The 17,191-nt window shown below is 72.8% G+C and carries 13 protein-coding genes; 5 read left to right on the top strand and 8 right to left on the bottom strand.

What is annotated here, in order from left to right; translation table 11 throughout:
- Positions 1-143: 143 nt before the first annotated feature.
- The gene (locus OG332_RS39530; RefSeq protein ID WP_327417961.1) at positions 144-1,433 is read right to left on the bottom strand and encodes an ATP-binding protein; all 1,290 of its coding nucleotides are present in this window, start codon (positions 1,431-1,433) and stop codon (positions 144-146) included.
- Between the two features lie 160 nt (positions 1,434-1,593).
- On the opposite strand from OG332_RS39530, the gene OG332_RS39525 reads away from it, so the two are divergent.
- Both OG332_RS39525 and OG332_RS39520 read left to right on the top strand, forming a co-directional pair.
- Positions 1,594-3,045 (top strand): hypothetical protein, encoded by a 1,452-nt coding sequence (locus OG332_RS39525; protein WP_327419514.1) that lies wholly within the window; start codon positions 1,594-1,596, stop codon positions 3,043-3,045.
- A gap of 107 nt (positions 3,046-3,152) precedes the next feature.
- Positions 3,153-3,929, top strand: coding sequence for a trypsin-like serine peptidase (locus tag OG332_RS39520; protein WP_327417960.1), 777 nt, complete (start codon positions 3,153-3,155; stop codon positions 3,927-3,929).
- 129 nt (positions 3,930-4,058) lie between these two features.
- Here OG332_RS39520 and OG332_RS39515 read toward each other — a convergent pair whose 3' ends face one another.
- Positions 4,059-4,286: a hypothetical protein gene (locus tag OG332_RS39515; RefSeq protein ID WP_327417959.1), complete on the bottom strand. Its 228-nt coding sequence runs from the start codon at positions 4,284-4,286 to the stop codon at positions 4,059-4,061.
- Positions 4,287-4,726: 440 nt separating this feature from the next.
- Between OG332_RS39515 and OG332_RS39510 the strand changes: the two genes are divergently transcribed.
- On the top strand, positions 4,727-7,483 hold the full coding sequence (locus OG332_RS39510) for an OmpL47-type beta-barrel domain-containing protein (RefSeq protein ID WP_327417958.1): 2,757 nt from the start codon (positions 4,727-4,729) through the stop codon (positions 7,481-7,483).
- 158 nt (positions 7,484-7,641) lie between these two features.
- On the opposite strand, the gene OG332_RS39505 is transcribed toward OG332_RS39510, so the two are convergent.
- From OG332_RS39505 to lnt, 5 genes are all read right to left on the bottom strand, one after another.
- A complete protein-coding gene (locus tag OG332_RS39505) occupies positions 7,642-8,805 on the bottom strand; it encodes an IS701 family transposase (protein ID WP_327419097.1) in 1,164 nt (387 codons plus the stop codon).
- 58 nt (positions 8,806-8,863) lie between these two features.
- Positions 8,864-9,115, bottom strand: a complete 252-nt coding sequence (locus OG332_RS39500) for a hypothetical protein (RefSeq protein WP_327417957.1) — start codon at positions 9,113-9,115, stop codon at positions 8,864-8,866.
- A 48-nt stretch (positions 9,116-9,163) separates the two neighbouring features.
- Entirely contained in the window at positions 9,164-10,096 is a 933-nt protein-coding gene (locus tag OG332_RS39495; protein ID WP_327417956.1) for an SDR family oxidoreductase, read from the bottom strand.
- A gap of 374 nt (positions 10,097-10,470) precedes the next feature.
- A complete protein-coding gene (locus tag OG332_RS39490) occupies positions 10,471-10,956 on the bottom strand; it encodes an NUDIX hydrolase (RefSeq protein WP_327417955.1) in 486 nt (161 codons plus the stop codon).
- Positions 10,957-10,993: 37 nt separating this feature from the next.
- Positions 10,994-12,643 carry an apolipoprotein N-acyltransferase gene (lnt, locus tag OG332_RS39485; protein ID WP_327417954.1) on the bottom strand — a complete coding sequence of 550 codons (1,650 nt, stop codon included), beginning with the start codon at positions 12,641-12,643 and terminating at the stop codon, positions 10,994-10,996.
- Between the two features lie 275 nt (positions 12,644-12,918).
- On the opposite strand from lnt, the gene OG332_RS39480 reads away from it, so the two are divergent.
- Together OG332_RS39480 and OG332_RS39475 are read left to right on the top strand one after the other, a co-directional pair.
- Complete coding sequence (locus OG332_RS39480; protein ID WP_327417953.1) at positions 12,919-15,021, top strand: PIG-L family deacetylase; 2,103 nt, start codon at positions 12,919-12,921, stop codon at positions 15,019-15,021.
- Between the two features lie 175 nt (positions 15,022-15,196).
- Positions 15,197-15,685, top strand: coding sequence for a hypothetical protein (locus tag OG332_RS39475; protein ID WP_327417952.1), 489 nt, complete (start codon positions 15,197-15,199; stop codon positions 15,683-15,685).
- Positions 15,686-15,696: 11 nt separating this feature from the next.
- Here the strand turns inward: OG332_RS39475 and OG332_RS39470 are convergent, their stop codons facing one another.
- Positions 15,697-17,085, bottom strand: coding sequence for a hypothetical protein (locus OG332_RS39470; protein WP_327417951.1), 1,389 nt, complete (start codon positions 17,083-17,085; stop codon positions 15,697-15,699).
- Positions 17,086-17,191 lie beyond the last annotated feature (106 nt).

The raw sequence follows: 17,191 nt of genomic DNA, 5'->3' as shown, positions 1-17,191 counted from the left end.
CCCACCCGGAACGTGGCCGTCCCGCGCGGATGCCGAGTCCGCGCGGGAGGCCCGCGGCCGCTTTGGGGAGTGGCCGCGGGCCGTTCCGCGTTCCCTCCCCCGCCGCAACCGGGGGACGGAAGTCCGTGGGGGCGTGGCGGAGGTCAGAAGCGGGCGTGCGCCGTGATGTCCGCCTCGAACTCGCCCGTCATCGCCGGCGTCACCGTCGGCCGGCACTGCCGGACCGCCGCCAGGTAGTCCTCCGTGGTCGCGCCCAGCTGTGCGGCGGCCGCGCCCCGCGCGCCCACCGCCTCCAGGTCACGCTCGAAGGACACCTGCGCCGCGATCCGGGCCGCGTGCTCGATGTCGGCCGGCGTGAACAGCTCGGTCGCCGCGACCAGGGCCGCCACATCGACGTCCGCGCGCCCCGCCGTGTAGCGGGACCAGATCGCGGCGCGCGCCCCGGCGTCCGGGGTCCCGATCGGGATCAGGTAGTCGAAGCGCCCGGGCCGCAGGAAGGCCGGGTCGAGGGAGCGGATGGAGTTGGTGGCGCACACCAGCAGCCGTTCGTCGCCCTCCCGGAAGCCCGGTATCAGCTTGAGCAGTTCGTTCGTCACTCCGTGGATCCCGCCGGGCTGCGCGGGCTCGGTGCGCACCGGTGCGATCTCCTCCACCTCGTCGATGAAGACGAGTACGCGCTCCAGCTCGGCGATCCGGGCGAAGGCGTCGCGCAGCGCGGCGGCCAGGTTGCCCTCGTCGGCGAGGCGGGAGGGCAGCAGTTCCACGAAGGGCCAGCCGAGCCGGGAGGCGATGCCCCGGGCGAAGGTGGTCTTGCCGGTGCCGGGCGGGCCGAAGAGGGTGATCGCGCGCGGCGGCCGCACCCCGTGCGAGGCGGCCCGCTCGGGCTCGGCGAGCGGCAGCACCACGCGCCGCTCGATGAGGTCCTTCTCCCTCTCCATGCCGGCGACCTTCGCCCACAGGTCGTTGGGGAGGAAGCGGCCGCCGAGGTCGTCGAGGAGGCCGGCGGCCGGCCCGTGCAGCGGCTCGGTCTTCTCGAAGTAGGCGACGGCGGGTTGCCGGGTGTAGCCGGCGTTGAGCAGGCCCTCGCCGAGCAGGTCCTCCTCGGGCAGGACGTAGGCGATGCGGCCGACGCGGGCGGCGATGAGCCGTCGCTCCAGCTCGACGAGCAGGGCGCTGGCGAGGCCCCGGCCGCGCCAGCCGGCGGCGATCGCGATCCGCATGACCCAGGCCCGCTCCCCGGTGACGCAGGCGAGTGCCGCGCCGATCGGGACGCCCTGGTGCACGGCGACCACGCAGGGCTGCCGGTCAGTCAGCGCGCTGATGCACTCGGCGAGCGAGAAGACGGACTCCTGGCCGAGTTCGGCCGTGGTGTCGATCAGGTGGACCACCGCTGCGAGATCGCTCTCGCGGTAGTCGTGGATGAGCCAGTTCACCGGGTACCGCCCCTCGTTCGTGCTCCTGCGGCGAGGCTAGGGGCGGCAGTACCGGGCGCTCACGCTCCTTCGTGCACAACAGGCGGTCCGGAAACCGTCCGTGGCGTCCATAGACTGGCACCTTCCGCCCGAACACCAGACCGAGGATCCCGGCACCTTCATGCTTTGCCACATATCCGCGGCCCGACGCGGGCGCCTCGTATGGCTCGTCCCGTTCCTGTGGACCCTGGCGCTCGGCCTGTGGGGGCTCTCCCGGCAGGACAGCGTGTGGCGGGACGAGGCGGCGACCTGGCAGGTGGCCGGGCGTCCGGCGGGCGAGATCTGGCGGATGCTGGGGAACGTCGACGCCGTGCACGGGCTCTACTACCTGCTGATGCACGGCCTCTTCGAGGTCTTCGGCGCGAGTACGACGACCTTGCGGCTGCCGTCGGTGCTGGCGGTCGCCGCCGCCGCGGCGTGCGTGGCGCTGATCGGGAGCCGGCTGGCGGGCTTCTGGGCGGGGCTCGGCGGCGGACTGGCCCTCGGCCTGCTGCCGGCCGTCCAGTTCTACCTGCAGGAGGGCCGGCCGTACGCGCTGGTCGCGGCAGGGGCCGGGCTGTCGACGCTGCTGCTGGTGTCGCTCCTGGAGAGCGGGCCCGGGCGGCGGGCCTGGCCGCGCTGGACGGCGTACGGGGTCACGGTGCTGGTGTGCGCCCTGCTCAACTGGCTGTCGCTGCTGGTCCTGCCGGCGCACGCGGCGACCCTGTGGTGGGTGCGGGCCGGACGCGGTGTCCTGCTGCGCTGGGCGGCGTACGCCTCGGGCGCGGCGGCGGGGGCGCTGCCACTGATCCTGTTCAGCCGGGGCCAGTCCGACCAGGTGTCCTGGATTCCGCCGCTGACCTGGCACATGCTGATCGGCCCGGGGATCCTCCTCGCGATCGGCGGGCTCGGCGCGTGGGCGGACCGGCCCGACCGCAAGAACCTCTCGGCAGCGGCGGTGGGTCTGCCGCTGCTGGCGGTGCCGCAGCTCGGGCTGATCGGCCTGTCGCTGGTCCAGCCGCTGTTCCTGGACCGGTACGTGCTGTTCTCCATGGCGGGTCTGGCCCTGCTGATCGGCGCCGCCCTGGGCGCGGCCGTACGGGCGTGCTCGCCCCGGTTCCCGGCGGCGGGCCTGCTCGTGCCGGGTGTGGTCGGGGCGGCGGTGGTGGCCCTGCTGCCGGTGGAGCTGGGCAAGCGGGCCCCGGCCAGCCGGGTCGACGACGTCCTGGCGGTGGCCGGTGAGGTGGACCGGCTGAAGGGCGACGGTGACGCGGTGCTGTTCGTCCCGGCCGCGCGGCGGGACACCGCGCTGGTCTCCCCCGGCGCCTTCACGGGCCTGACCGACCTGGCGCTGGCCCGGACCCCGGTCGCCTCGGCCACCCTCAAGGGCGAGGAGGCGGAACCGGCGCGGATCCGGGCGGCGCTGCTCGGGCAGCGGCGGGTGCTGCTGGTGACGGACGCGGCGGAGGTCGCGAAGGCCCCGTCGGCGGAGCGCGACAAGGCGAAGGCCGCGGTCCTGCGCGAGCACTTCACGGTGGTGGAGGACCGGCAGGTGCGGGGCCGCCGGGTGACGGTCTACGAGCGCCGCGGCTGACTTCGCGGGCCGATCGGTCCGGGTTTCACATCGGGTCCACCGGATTCACAGGGGATTCATACGGAACACCGGGCTCCGGACATAGGTTCGGCGGGCAGGGTGGAATCATGATCCACCGCATGCTCCCCCGGCCGGCCCGGCGCATCCGTGCGCGGCGGGCATCACGGATCCTGCTCGCGCTGACCGCGATGGCAGCGCTGCTCGGCGTGGACGTGCCCGACGCCACGGCCGGAGCGCCGCCCGGGATCACCGCGCAGGCGGTGCCCGACGCCACGACGGACCGGGTGGGCGCACTCTTCGCGGACGGGCTCGACGGCGGGCACTTCTGCACCGCCTCCGTGGTGCACAGCGACGACCGCGATGTGATCGCCACCGCCGCGCACTGCCTGGAGAGCCCGTACACCACCGTCTTCGCGCCGGGCTACCGGGACGGCGAGGCCCCGTACGGCCTCTGGAAGCTCACCGGGGTGTACCTCGCCCCGGGCTGGACGGAGGGCCAGAACCCGGACGACGACATCGCCTTCGCGACGGTGGCCCCGGTGGACGGGGCGCGGAACGGATCCGTCGAGGACCTCGTGGGCGGCTTCCCGGTCGCCGCCGAGCAGTCGGACGACGCCGCGGTGACGGTCATCGGATACCCGCGGACCCTGGAGACCCCGCTGCGCTGCGCCAACACCACCGAGCTGTTCTCCGAGACCCAGCGACGGATCGGCTGCCCGGACCTCAGCGGCGGAACCAGCGGCAGCCCCTGGCTGGTGGACGGAGCGCTGGCGGGGGTCCTCGGCGGCTACGAGGGCGGCGGGACCGTACCGGAGGTCTCGTACAGCGCGGTGATGGGCGACCAGGCGGTGGAGCTGTACCGGGAGGCGGCCGACGCCGGCTAGGCCTCTCGTCCACGACTTCCACCTCAATGAGGGCACGGGACCAGCCGTCGGGGGTCACGCGGCGGGCCGCCTGGGAGCTCTGACCGCTACGACACGGAAAGGGGAGTGGCGGGCTGAAATGCCCGCCGGTCAGGCGACCTTCTGCCGCTGGGGCGTCTTCCGCGTCTTCACCCCGCCGACGACGAGCGCCAGCCCCACGGCGACGATGCCGAGGTCAGCGGTGGACGGAAGGTCGACGACCTTGTGCATCCAGCCCCACTCCGTGCCGAAGAAGGTCTGCGAAGCGAAGCTGACAAGCCCCTGGGCTCCTACGACGTAGCCGATGCTTTCGACGGTGTATCCGATGGTTGTTCGCACGGATCAACCCTCTCGCGGCGGTGCCGCAAGATCGTCCTGCGCAGGGCCGAAACCGTAGTGGTCCAAAGGATGCAGTCGCGTGCGGAGAGCACCGGCACAGCACCCCGCCGCGGCCGAGGAGTGGTCGACACCGGACGGCTCGAAGATCACGCCCTCGTACGCCCTCGCATGGGCTGAACGCCCTCTGAGCCGCGACGGCAGATCCACTGCCGGGGTGATCCTGGCTGCGTACTCACGGTGATGCCTTCCCGTCTGCCGCTCAGCCCGGCATAGGTCCGTTGGGGGGACGCGTCGGCACGCCGAGCCGCAGACGGGAGCGGGACGGGCGGTCCTTCCGCCAGACACCCGCCCGTGATCATCGGCTACTGCAGGACAACGACCGTCCGTTGGCGATCCGCAGGCGGGACCGGACTTCCGAGGCGGTCAGAAGGGGGGAGCCCATGTCGTTGAAACGGCTTCCCGAAGTGAACCGGAGAGCACTCCGCGCGGCGCGCGGCCGGCCTCGCGCCCTGGTGCTCGCACTCGCCGTCGCGCTCATGGTGGTCGCGCCGGCCGGTGGGGCGGCCGCCGAGCCGCGTCCCGGCGTCCCGCCCACGGCCGCCGCCCCGTCGCGGGCGGACGGCGAGGGGACAGTGGAGCGGGTCCCGGTGAAGCGGCGTGTGGACGTAAAGGCGCTGCCGCGGCCAAAGCGTCCGACGGAGAGGCAGGTTGAGCCCTACCTCGCGCCTCCGAAGCGGACGGCGCCCGAGGGACCGAGACAACAGGCGAGTCTGCCGGTCACCAGCGCGTCCCTGACCCCGAAGGCCACGAAGGCCGGGGCGCGGCCGACGGCGGTGCCGTCCACGGCCGTCATCCAGCGGCTGAAGACGTTCCCCACCCTGGGGAACGTGGACAACATCGTCCCCTCCGACGCACAGCTCGCAGTCGGGCCCACCCACATCGTCGAGTTCGTGAACCGCTCGGGCCAGGTCTACGACAAGGCCGGCAACGCCGTCGGCGCCCCCTTCGACCTGGGCGCCTTCTTCGGGTTCGCGGCGGACACGGGCGGTGATCCGCGCGTGCACTACGACGCGGGGTCCGGCCGCTTCTTCGCCGCGTACGAGGGCCTCCTCGCCGGCGGCGACGAGGTCGACGTCGCGGTCAGCGACACCTCCGACCCCCGCGGGAACTGGACCGTCTACATCGCCGGCAGCAACACCACCAACGTCCTGCAGGACCAGCCGAAACTCGGCTACTCCAACGACAAGGTCACGCTCAGCTGGAACAACTACGACCGGACAACCACCCCCCGGACGTTTCTGGGCGTGGTGACCGTGGTCGTCAGCAAGGCCGACCTGCTGGCCGCAGGCACGATCAACCTCACGACGTTCGGCCAGGACAACACCGTGTTCCAGGTCGTCCCGGCCATCTCTCTGTCGGGCATCAACGACCAGCTGGCGATGGAGCACGACCCGCGCGACCCCACCAACGTGGTGGTGCACACGTTCACCGGCGTGCCCGGGGTCAGCGCCGTCAACCACACCGAGAACACCATCGCCATCGGTGCTGCCGCCGCGCCGCCGGACGCCGCCCAGCCGGCCGGCGGCGACGCCACCATCGAGACCAACGACGACCGGATGCTCTCGGTCGCCTGGCAGAACAACCGCCTGTGGGGCGTCTTCAACGTCAGCTGCACCCCTGTCGGCGACACCGCCGTCCACGCCTGCCAGCGGTACATCCAGATCTCGACCGGCGGCACCCAGACTCTGGCCACCAACCTCAACCTCGGCATGGTGGGGGGAGACATCTACTACGGCTCGTTGACGCTCAACGACGAGGACGACCTATTCTCCGGATTCACCGCCTCCTCCTCCACCATGTTCCCCACCGGGGTGGCGATCGGAGTGCCGTCCGGGAACTTCCCCGCCAATACGTTCGGCGACTTCTACGCCGCGGGCACGCAGGCCTACTCGCGCGGCACCCCGGCGCGCTGGGGCGACTACTCGGGCACCGCCCGCGACCCGGCCAACCCCAAGGACGTCTGGACCGTCCAGCAGATCGGCGGCCTCGCGGGCGGCGACTGGGGCACCGCGATGGACCGCGTCACGCTGTCCCCGCCCACCGTCACCGGCGTCACCCCCAACCACGCACCCGAACTCGCACAGTGCGTGAACACCGTGACCATCCGCGGCACGGAATTCCCCACGAGCGGCGCCACGGTCACCTTCGGCTCCGTAGCGGCCACGAACGTGAACGTCATCGGGCCTGAGGAACTGACCGCGCAGGCGCCCCCGCAGGCGCGGGACACCGTGGACGTCACCGTCACCAACGCCAACGGCACCAGCCCGGTCACCGCCGCCGACACGTTCACCTACGACGCGGACACCTCCGCACCGACCGCCTCCGCAAGCATCTCGCCTGCGCCGAACGGCGCCGGCTGGAACACCACCAGCCCCGCGATCGTGAGCATCGGCGCACTTGACGGGTCCTGCGGGTCCGGCGTCCAGAAGATCACCTACAGTGCGAGCGGCGCCCAGCCGGCCGCATCCACCGACGTCCCCGGCGCGGCCGCCACAGTCGCCATCACCACGGACGGCGTGACCACGGTGACGTACACCGCCACCGACAACGCCGGCAACACCTCCGCACCGCAGACGATCACGGTGCGGCTCGACACCGCCGGGCCGGTGATCACCATCGTGCGCCCGGTGGCCGGCACCTACCTGTACCGCCAGCCGGTCACCGCGTCCTACTCGTGCACGGACGCCACCTCCGGGCTGGCGAGCTGCGTCGGTACGGTCCCCAACGGCAGCCCGATCAACACCTCGACGCTCGGCTCGCACACGTTCACGGTCAACGCCAGGGACGTCGCCACCAACCCGTCCACCAAGAGCGTCACCTACAACGTGGCGTACCGGATCTGCCTGCTCTACGACCCGAACCGCCCGGTCCGCCTCCTCGGCCAGGTCGTGATCAGCCTGCGGATCTGCGACGCCAACGGCAACAACCTCTCCAGCTCGAACATCACGCTGACGGCCACCCGCATCACCGGCCCCGTCACCAGGCCGGTCACAGGCCGGTTCACCTACACCCCGGTCCTCTCCTCCTACAGCCTCCCCGTCAGCACCCGGAACCTGCCGAACGGCAACTACAACCTCGAATTCACCATCAGCGGAGCCGACACCACGACCCACGTGGCACCCTTCACCCTGCGCTGAGGCACGGCTCCCCTAGTACTGCAACCGCATGTATGGGTCGTGGCCTCGGCGTTGGTAATGGCAGCGGCGGGCTCGGGCCTGGCTGCGGCGCCGGAAGCGTGACCAGTGCAGACGGTGCTCGTTGCTGTGGCAGCGGGGCGTGACGACGACGTGCCCGATCATCCGGCGGATCTCCGGGACGCTGAGGGGTATGAGGTCTTGCTCGTCATCTCCGCTGCCCCTTTTGCGGCTTCTGCGGCACGGATGGCCGTGAGGTAGGCCAGGACGGCCATGGCCAGGGTGATGTGCCGGTACCAGGCCCGGTAGAGCCGCACCTGGTAGTGATCGAGCCCGCATTCACCCTTCGCGGTCTGGAAGCATTCCTCCACCGCCCACCTGGCTCCGGCGGTCCTGACCAGGTCTTTCAGCCGGGAAGTGACGGGGCCATAGCAGACGTAGTAGGCGATGTCGGTGGGGTCGGACAGGTTGCGGCGGGCGAGCACCCAGTGCCCGGATCCGCCCTCCCAGGCGGGCCGGATCGCGACGCGGGCCCAGTGGTAGATCCGCTGGCCGTGGGCGCCTGCTCCGGCGGAGATCCGCTTCCATGCCTGCTTCGGCAGGGCCGCGATCAGCTCGTCGACGCGGGCGTCCCGGCCGTCGGCGGTGATCACGGTGTCGTTGACCTTGGTGGCCAGCACATACGCGGCCTGGCGTTCTTCCAGCCAGGCGCGGAAGTGCTTGACCTGCCCGTATGCCTCGTCCGCGGTCACCCAGGCGAAGGGAACAGCCGCGTCGATGGCGCGTTGCAGCATCCACTTGAGGTGCTCGATCTTCGTGGCGAACGGCACGGTGTCGTCGATCCCGGCTGCCCGGCAGCGGTCGCGGTCGTCCGTCCAGGACTTCGGGACGTAGAGTTCCCGGTCGATCAGCGCCCGCCCTTTGGCGGATGCGTAGGCGAGGAAGGTGCCGATCTGGCAGTTCTCGGTGCGGCCAGCGGTGCCGGAATACTGCCGCTGGACCCCTGCTGACCTGGTGCCCTTCTTCAGGAACCCGGTGTCGTCCCCGATGAGCACGCCATCCTTGGCGCCGATGGTCTCCACGACGAAGTCCCGGACATCGTCGCGGACCGCGTTCTCGTCCCATTCGGAGTGGTTGAGCAGGCGTTGCACACCGTCCGGGCGGAGCTGGCCGACCTGCTCGGCCAGCGTCCACCCGTTCTTCTTCTCTAGCGGCGCAAGCAGGCCCGTCATGTAGTCCAGAGCCCGATCACGTGGCTCCGACCTGCCAAAACGATGCCCGAACCGGGCATGCAACCCCGCTACACCCTCGGACCACGACTCGATCTGCTCAACCGTCAGCGATTCATCACACAGTCACAACAACGAGCAACCTCACCGACCGTCACGCCACATGCGGTTGCAGTACTAGGAGCGCACCGGCCCGGCCCCGGTTCCTCGGGGCCGGGCCGGTGCGCGTCAGGGCGAAGAGAGCCGTCTGCCGGTTCAGAGAAGTGACCAGGCCGAACGAGAGGGCGCCGGACCAGACCAGACGGGCCGCATCCCCGCACATGACGGAGTGCGGCCGGGCTTGGTTGCCTCCGGAGCCGCCCCTGCCCCCGACCGTCGAGTAGTCCGGGAAGCTGTTGGCACGCATCTGGGCTTCTTGCATGGCGGTGCCAGGGTTGCCGGATCGTCCGATGTGTCACTCCGTTACGCCCCGAGCCGAGGCCGGGGTCACGGCGCGGAATCTCGGGGCTTGACAGCTCGGCGCCCCCCGCCGGGCGCGACAGCACCCCTGTGGGGCCGGCAGCCCGGGCGGGTGCCCTGACCTGGTCAGGAGCGCCCTTTGGTCAACAACGACCTCCGCGACCGCCTCGCCGGCGCGTACGAGGCCGACGACGGGGAATTCACCGCGTACGGCCGCACCGAGAACGAGCCGCCGTCTGCTTCTGGCCAGCCAGGTGATCCGAGAGATGGCCGGTCCGCTGAGGTAGGGGCTGCCTGCGCAGTCGAGGACAGCGTGTCCGCGGCCGGGCGGGGCCACGTCGGTCCCCGGCGCTGAACCCGCAGGTGGCGAGGCCCTGTGCCGGATCCACTCTGCCGCGCCGGCCGCCGCCCGCTGCGGCATCAGCGGGTCAGGAGCGGTGCCATGAGGTCGCGGGCGTAGTCGGCGACGGGGCCCGATCGTCGGCAGTGAACCGAGGGGGTTCGACATCAGGAAGCTGGACCGGAGGATCACGAAAGGGATCCCCGCCGAGCGCAGGCGGTGCTCGATGCGGCCGTGCTGATCGGCGAACGTCGTCTCGGCTCCGGCCTCGGCTCCGACCGTGGACAGCAGGACGATCTGCCGGACACCGGCCGTGGCTGCGGCCTCGATCGCGTTTGCCGCGTTCTCGACCTGCCGCGGGTCGTCGGCGCAGCTCAGGAAGGCCTGCTCGGCGCCCGTGAAGGCGGAACGGAGCGATTCGGGATCGGTGAAGTCCCCTTGCGCAAGGTCGGCGCCGGGGCCGAGTACGGCAGTGGCTCGCTCCGGGTTGCGGGCGAGCGCGCGGTGGGGGATGCCTCGCCGGCGCAACTCGCTCACCACGTGTCGTCCGACGTTCCCGGTCGCGCCGGTCACCACTACGGTCGTCATCGCGTCGCGTCCTCACGCCGATTCGGGCTTTCCACCCACGTGGTGCGGCACGACCGTCCTGAGCCCCTCAGGACACGCGCGGGTTCACTCGTCAGGACGCCCGAACGGTCCGGATCCGCTCCGGATGAACACCACCCCTCCACGAACTTCCGCGGGGCAGCACCAGTGCGGACAGGAACTAGCGGACGGCCGGGATGCGTTCCGCCTCCGGCGCGGAGGGCTGCGCGGGCAGCCGTTCGAGCGGGGGTCCCTGACCGTCCCCCGCTGAATGTACGACTGTCCGATGATCGCTATCGGATCAGCGGAACCCTACAGCGCAACCCGGCCACCCCCGGGTGAGCCGGACCACACCCGACCGGTTTGCCGGACGCGCCCTATTCCGGGATCTCCACGGGCGCGGCGAACCAGGTGGGCTCGTCCCGCAGGGCCCGGTGGATCCGGTCCAGGGCGAAGGGCTCCAGGGGCGGCAGCGCGTCCACCTCGAACCAGGCCACTTCGAGGGACTCGTGATCGTTGGCCCGCGCCTCGCCGCCGGTCGCGCGGCAGCGGAAGGTGATGTCCTGGAACTGGCAGATGTCGCCGTTGGGGTAGGTCATCCGCTCCAGCATCTGGACGAGCACCACCCGCTCGGGGACGCAGCGCACCGCCGTCTCCTCGTACACCTCGCGCACGGCGGTCTCGGCGGGCTGCTCCCCCGGTTCGGCGATTCCGCCGACCACGGACCACCGCCCGGTGTCGGAGCGCCGGCCGAGCAGCACCCGGCCCCGGTCGTCGAGGACGATGGCCGTGACCCCGGGCAGCAGGAGCAGCTGGTGCCCGGCGGTGGCTCGGATCGCACGGATGTAATCGGGTGTGGTCATCCCCCGACCCTACGAGGCCGGGGCGCCGACCCCCGTTTCAGACCGCCCGGCGCGTGCGGATCCGTCGGGTCAGGAGCCCGCCGAGGCCGCCCGCGGCGAGGAGGAGCAGCGCGTACTCGGGCAGCGGTCCGACGACGGTGGCCGGGGTGCGGGTGGAGCGCAGCGGGATCTCGGCGACCAGCGCGTCCGCGGTGAACATCTCGGTCTGCGCCGTGATCCTGCCGTCGGGGCGGATGACGGCGGAGACTCCACTGGTGACGGGGACGAGGACGGTCCGGCTGTGCTCGACGGCGCGGACCCGGTCCATGGCCAGCTGCTGGTAGGTCATCTGGGTCCGGCCGAAAGTGGCGTTGTTGCTGGGTACGGCGATCACCTGGGCGCCGTCCTGGACGGTGGAGCGGACGGCGTCGTCGAAGGCGGCCTCGAAGCAGGTGACCATGCCCACGCTGCTGCCGGCCATGTCGAAGACGCCCGGGTCCTTGCCGGGGCCGAAGTCCCGGCGCACCCGGTCCACGTCGGAACTGAAGAGCCGGACGAAGGAGCGCATCGGGATGCGCTCGCCGAAGGGCTGGATCTTGCGCTTGTCGTAGGTCGCGGTGGGGCCGGCGGCGGGGTCCCAGAGGATCATCGTGTTGCGCAGCGGACCCGTCTCCGGGGACACGACGGCGCCGATCGCGACGGGCACGCCGATGGCTTTGACCGCCTGGTCGATGACGGCGCGGGCGTCGGGTTCGGCGTACGGGTCGAGGTCGGAGGAGTTCTCCGGCCAGACGACGAAGTCGGGCTTCGGCACGCGGCCGGCCTTGACGTCCTCGGCGAGCTGGACGGTGCGCTTGGCATGGTTGTCGAGGACGGCGCGGCGCTGGGAGTTGAAGTCGAGGCCGAGGCGCGGCACGTTGCCCTGGACGACGGCGGCCACGACGGTGCCGTCCTCGGCCGCGTCGGAGACCAGCGGACGGGCGGCGAGTCCGGCGCCGATCGGGGCGGCGACGGTGAGCGCGGCCAGCGCGGCGGTGGTGCGGCCGGGGTGGCGGCGGGCGATGCGCAGGGCTTCGCAGAGGCCGAATCCGCAGAGGGCCACGCCGAAGGAGAGCAGCGGTGTGCCGCCGAGGGCGGCGAGCGGGGTGAAGACTCCGTCGGCCTGTCCGAAGGCGAGCTTGCCCCAGGGGAACCCGCCGAAGGGCGCCCGGGCGCGCAGGGCCTCGCCCGCGACCCAGACGGCGGCGGCGAACAGCGGCCAGGCCGGGAGCCGGCTGACGAGGGCGATGCCGAGGCCGGTGAGGCCGATCAGGAGGGCTTCGAGGCTGACCAGCGCCAGCCAGGGCACCGGGCCGACCTCCTCGCCGGTCCAGACGAGGAGCGGCAGCAGGAAGCCGAGGCCGGCGAGGAAACCGAGGCCGAGGCCGGCCCGGGCGCGGCGGCCGTGGAGGCAGCCGGCGAGCAGGGCGATGCCGAAGGGGGCCAGCCACCACAGGGGGCGGGGCGGGAAGCTGAGGTAGAGCAGCACGCCGGAGAGGACGGCGAGCACGGCGCGCACCAGCCAGGCTCCCTTCCGCGGCGCGGGGGCGGGGGCCGAGGCGGGGGCGTTGCCGCGGGCCGTGGCGTGGGGCGGCGCAGCCTCGGGCGGGGCTCCGCCGGCGGGCTGCGAGGGCTCGTTCCCGGCCGCGCGGGTGACACTGCTGCTCATCTGGCGGAGTGTACGTCCCCGCGCCTCGGACACGGGTAAGTGCCAGGGCCGGTCCGGGCCCGCCGGGACCACTACCCAAGTGATCTCAAATGGGACAAGTCGCTCATATCTAGCATTCAAGTCAGCTCATTACATACGCCTCTTGAGGGTGTGTCAGTCGCAAACGCGCGGGGCATAATCGGGCCCGGTCGTCTCCGGAAGCGGTGGAGCCATCGGGACGCCGACTCACCCCCTCGGCGGAATTCCGCACCGGACCGATCCTCAAGGCGTTGCAGATGTCCCTGGCCAGCCGCAGCCGCCTCGCGGCCCTGCTCACCGCGCTCACCATCGGCGCCGCCGGGGTCACGACCTGGGCCTACGGATACGGGAACGCGCAGCAGCCGGCGGCCCCCGAGACGGTCTTCCGCCCGAGTGTGACCGAGGGCACGGTCCTCCACGTCGTCGCACACCCCGACGACGACCTCTTCTTCATGAACCCCGACCTGAGCCGCTCCATATCGACGGGCGTGAAGGTCGCCACCGTGTACCTGACCTCCGGCGAGTCCGACGGCAGGAACGAGGCCCACAGCCCGCACCTGGAGGATCCGGAACGCCCCGCCGACCACGCCGCCTACGCGGAGGCCCGGCAGAACGGCATCCGGGCCGCCTACGCGCAGATGGCCACCGGCAACCGCGCCAGCGCCTGGCAGCGCCGGTCCATACCCACCGCCGGCGGCGGCAGTGCCGAGGTGGACGTCCTCGTCGCCCGCCCCGAGGTCAACCTCATATGGATGCAGTTGCGCGAGGCCCGCAGCATCTCCGGTGACAATCCGGACAGCCTGCGCGGCCTGTGGGACGGCAAGGTTCCCGCCCTGGGCGCCCAGCTCACCTCCGGGACGCCGGTCAAGCCCTGGTTCTCGTACACCAAGGAGCAGGCCGTGGAGGCCATCGCGGACGTCTTCGCGAGGTACCGGCCGACCACGATACGGACGCAGGACCCGACGCCCGGCCGGGCGCAGGGCGGCGCCTTCCTCGACCACCAGGACCACATGTACGGGGCCCGCTTCGTGCAGGCGGCGGCCGAACGCTACGCGAAGTCCACGGACCGGCCGCACTTCTCGGTCCAGAACTACGTGAGCTACCCCAACAGCTCTCTGCCCCCGACGCTCGACCCGCAGGCCGCCGAGGAGAAGCTCGGCTACCTCAAGACCTATGCCTGGACGGACCACCAGGACTGGTGCGGCAGCACCGCCGGATGCGGCGACCGCAAGACCGCGACCCGGCCCACCGGCGCCGGCTGGAACCAGACCATCCGCTACAGCCGGGGCGACGGCACCTCCTGGATGACCGAGGGCGCCTCCGGCCGGCTGTGTGCCTTCGCCGTCCTGGACGGCCGGATGGCGTACTGGACGCGCAGCGGCCCCAAGGCCCCCTGGCAGGGGCCCGAGTTCCTCCCCGGCTCCGGGATCGACGCGGGCGCGACGTCCGTCCGGCTGCCCGACGGCAGGATCGCGGTCTTCGGCACCCGCACCACCCTGGGCACCGCCCCCCAGGAGTACGGACGCGACCTCGTGTACGCCGTCCAGACCGCGCCCGGCGGCGCCTTCGGCCCGTGGCAGTCGCTGGGCACCCCGGACACCGCAGACATATCCCGCACCTCGGCGATCAGCGCACCGGCCGTCGCCGTGGACGGCGCGGGCCGGATGACCGTGTACGTACGCGATTCCCGGCGCACCCTGCGCGCCCGCGCGCAGGACGCCCCGGACGGTGCCTTCGGCGCGTGGCAGGCCCTGGGCGGCGCCGGCCTGCAGGGCGACCCGGTCACCGCGACCGACGCGTCCGGGCGGCGCCACGTGTACGCGGCCACGGCCCGGTCCGTACTGGCCTGGGTCCGGCCGACGCCGGACGCCCCCTTCGGCGGCCCCTTCCCGACCGGACTGCCGGCGACCACCGGACCCCTGTCGGCGAACCCGCAGGGCGACGGCGTCCGCCTCCACTTCCGCCGCCCCGGAACGGGCACCGTCGGTACGAGCCTGGCCACCGCGGGCGGCCCCGCGCCGACGTTCTCCCCGGTCACCGAGGCCGGCGGCGAGGGCGGCTACGGCGCCGTCGGCGTGAGCGGCGGGCTGCTCACGGGCCGCGCGGGCGCGGGCACGATCGGCGTGTCGGGCCCGGGCGACGCACCCTCCTGGTACGAGTCCCAGATGCTTTACACGGGTGCTCCGGCGGCCGTGGCCGAGCCGGACGGCACGGCCATCGCCGCAGCCCTCGGCCTGGACGCCGGCCTGCACGTCACGACGGCGCCCCCGGCCGGATCCGAGCCGCCCGGCAGCCGCCCGCCCTCCTCCCCTTGGCACCGGGCGGTCCAGCCCTCGACGGTCGTACAGGCCGGGCGCTGAGCCCCTGCCGTCGGCTCCTGTCGTCATTGAAGCTCCGGTTGGCAGGGCCGGCCGGTGCGGGCGACGATGGCGGGCACCACGTCGGGACGCGGACGGGGCCGGCCCCCGACCGGCCGACCCGACCGGCCGACCGGCTGACCGGCTGACCGGCTGACCGCTGGTGATCGGAGCGCCCATGGCCGCCTGCTCCACCGCGCGCGCGAGCGCGGGACCGGGAAGGGTCCGCACCGTGGCCTGCGCCGCCTTGCTGCTGGCCCTCGCCACCGGTTGCCGGAACGACGCGGCGCCGGCCTGGGGGTATCCGGACCTGGGGGCGACCGTGCGGTCGCTGTCCCGGGCCCTCGGAGAAGGATGCGCCGGGAAGGCCCCCGCAAACTGCTCCGACGACCTCGACCGGCTCGACGCCCTGGCGGAGCGCGCCTTCTCCGAGGTCCTCGACCACCGGCTCCTCGACGACGCCTACGTGGCGGCCTGGAACGAGGTGCGCCGGACGAGGCAGCTCCGCCTCGCGGCCGCGGCACAGGCCCGGTCCCGCCGTGATCCGCACCACCCGCCCCTCGCGCGGGCGGTGGCGGCCGAAGAACTCGCCTACCGGCACTTGCTGGCCGCGCTGGAGCGGGTCCGCACCGCCCCGCCGGCGGGCGACGGGACGGACCCCGTCTGAGACACCACCCCCTACGGCCGCAGGGGCGGCGTGGGCAGAGCCGTGCCGTCGAGCGCCACGAGGGCCAGGACGGCGATCGAGCCCGTCCACGCGAGGGGGGCCACCGAGGCGGCCCTGCCCTCCTTGTCCACCTTCTCCGGCAGCTCGCCGAGCGAGTTCCGCTTGGCGAGGACCCAGTCGAGGACCGGTCCGGCCTTCGCCGTGTCGCCCGTGGCGGCCCAGGCGAGCGCGAAGAGCGCCGTACTGGGCGTCCAGGCGTTCGCGCCCCAGGGTGCCGTGGAGTCGTTTCCGGGGGTCAGGCCCCCGTTGGGCAGGAGCAGGGCCCGGTACGTGGCGTCCAGCGCCCCGGGCAGGCCGGCGGGGGCCGCGTTGAAGGGGGGCGCCATGAACGTCACCGCGCTGTCGCGTCCGTGCCGACCGTCCACGGTGCGCTGGTACCCCAGGGGGGCGAACCGCGCGGAGATCCCCGAGGAGAGCCGCCGTGCGGCCCGGGCCCAGCGCGCCGCGTCGCCCGGCCGGTTCGACTCCCGGGCGAGGTCCGCGGAGGCGTTGAGCCCGGCGAGCAGCGGCGCGGCCGTGCCGATGTTCGTGGTGGTGGTCATCAGCTCCCAGTAGTCGGGGGAGGCCGGGGGCAGGCCGTCCGCCCGCAGGGAGGCGACGGCGCGGTCGGCGGCCTTGCGGATCATCGGGTAGAGGGTGGTCAGCCGGGCGCGGCGGGTGGCCGGAGGGGCCGTCCGGTACCACTGCCAGGTGGCCCAGGGGACCCATCCGTTGGCGTCGAGCTGCCACCACCTGCCGTCGGGCGGGCCGGTGGCGTCGAGCTTCGTCCGCGCCTCCCAGGTGCCGTCCTTGCGCTGGGTCGCGGCGCTGTAGCGCAGGATCCGGTAGGCCTCCGCGTCATGGCCGGTGTGCGCGAACGCGGCGGAGGCGAAGCTGGAGTCGCGCGGCCAGGAGTAGTTCCAGCCGGGGCTCCACGCCGCGGCCACGGCGCCGTTGGGCCGGAGCAGGGCGCGCATGGCCAGGAGGGCCCGCCCGGCCGCGGCGCGCTGTGCGGGCGACCGGCCCGGGACCCGGCCGGAGGCCAGCCAGGCGCGGCTCTGCGCGATCTGCCGCACCGCCGGCGGATGGTCGGCGGCGACCACGGCCGACTCCTTCCCGCCGGCGGGAAGGTACTTCCACCGGCCCGACGGCAACCGCAGGACGTTGCTCCCGTCGACGTACCGCGCGCCCTCGGCGACGGACCGCGGAACGCCTTCGGCGGCCGTCGTGTTGGAGAGGAGGCCGACGGTGGGGGCGACGAGCGTCGAGAGGGGCGCGTAGCTGCCCGTGGGGCACAGGGGAACGGCGAAGCTCGCGAAGGCCGCCGTGGCGACCGCCCAGCAGCCGAGGACACCGGGCATCGCCACTCCCTCCGCCGTCCCCGGATCCGCGCGGACCCGGGTTCCCCATCCTGGAAGAAGCGGGCGGAGGCTGCCACGGATCGCCCGCCGCCCGGGTGAACGAGGA

Origin of the sequence: Streptomyces sp. NBC_01233 (assembly GCF_035989305.1) — a bacterium.
Classification (GTDB): domain Bacteria; phylum Actinomycetota; class Actinomycetes; order Streptomycetales; family Streptomycetaceae; genus Streptomyces.
Note: the sequence above shows the minus strand (reverse complement) of the source record. Positions and strands in the feature narration are given on the sequence as shown.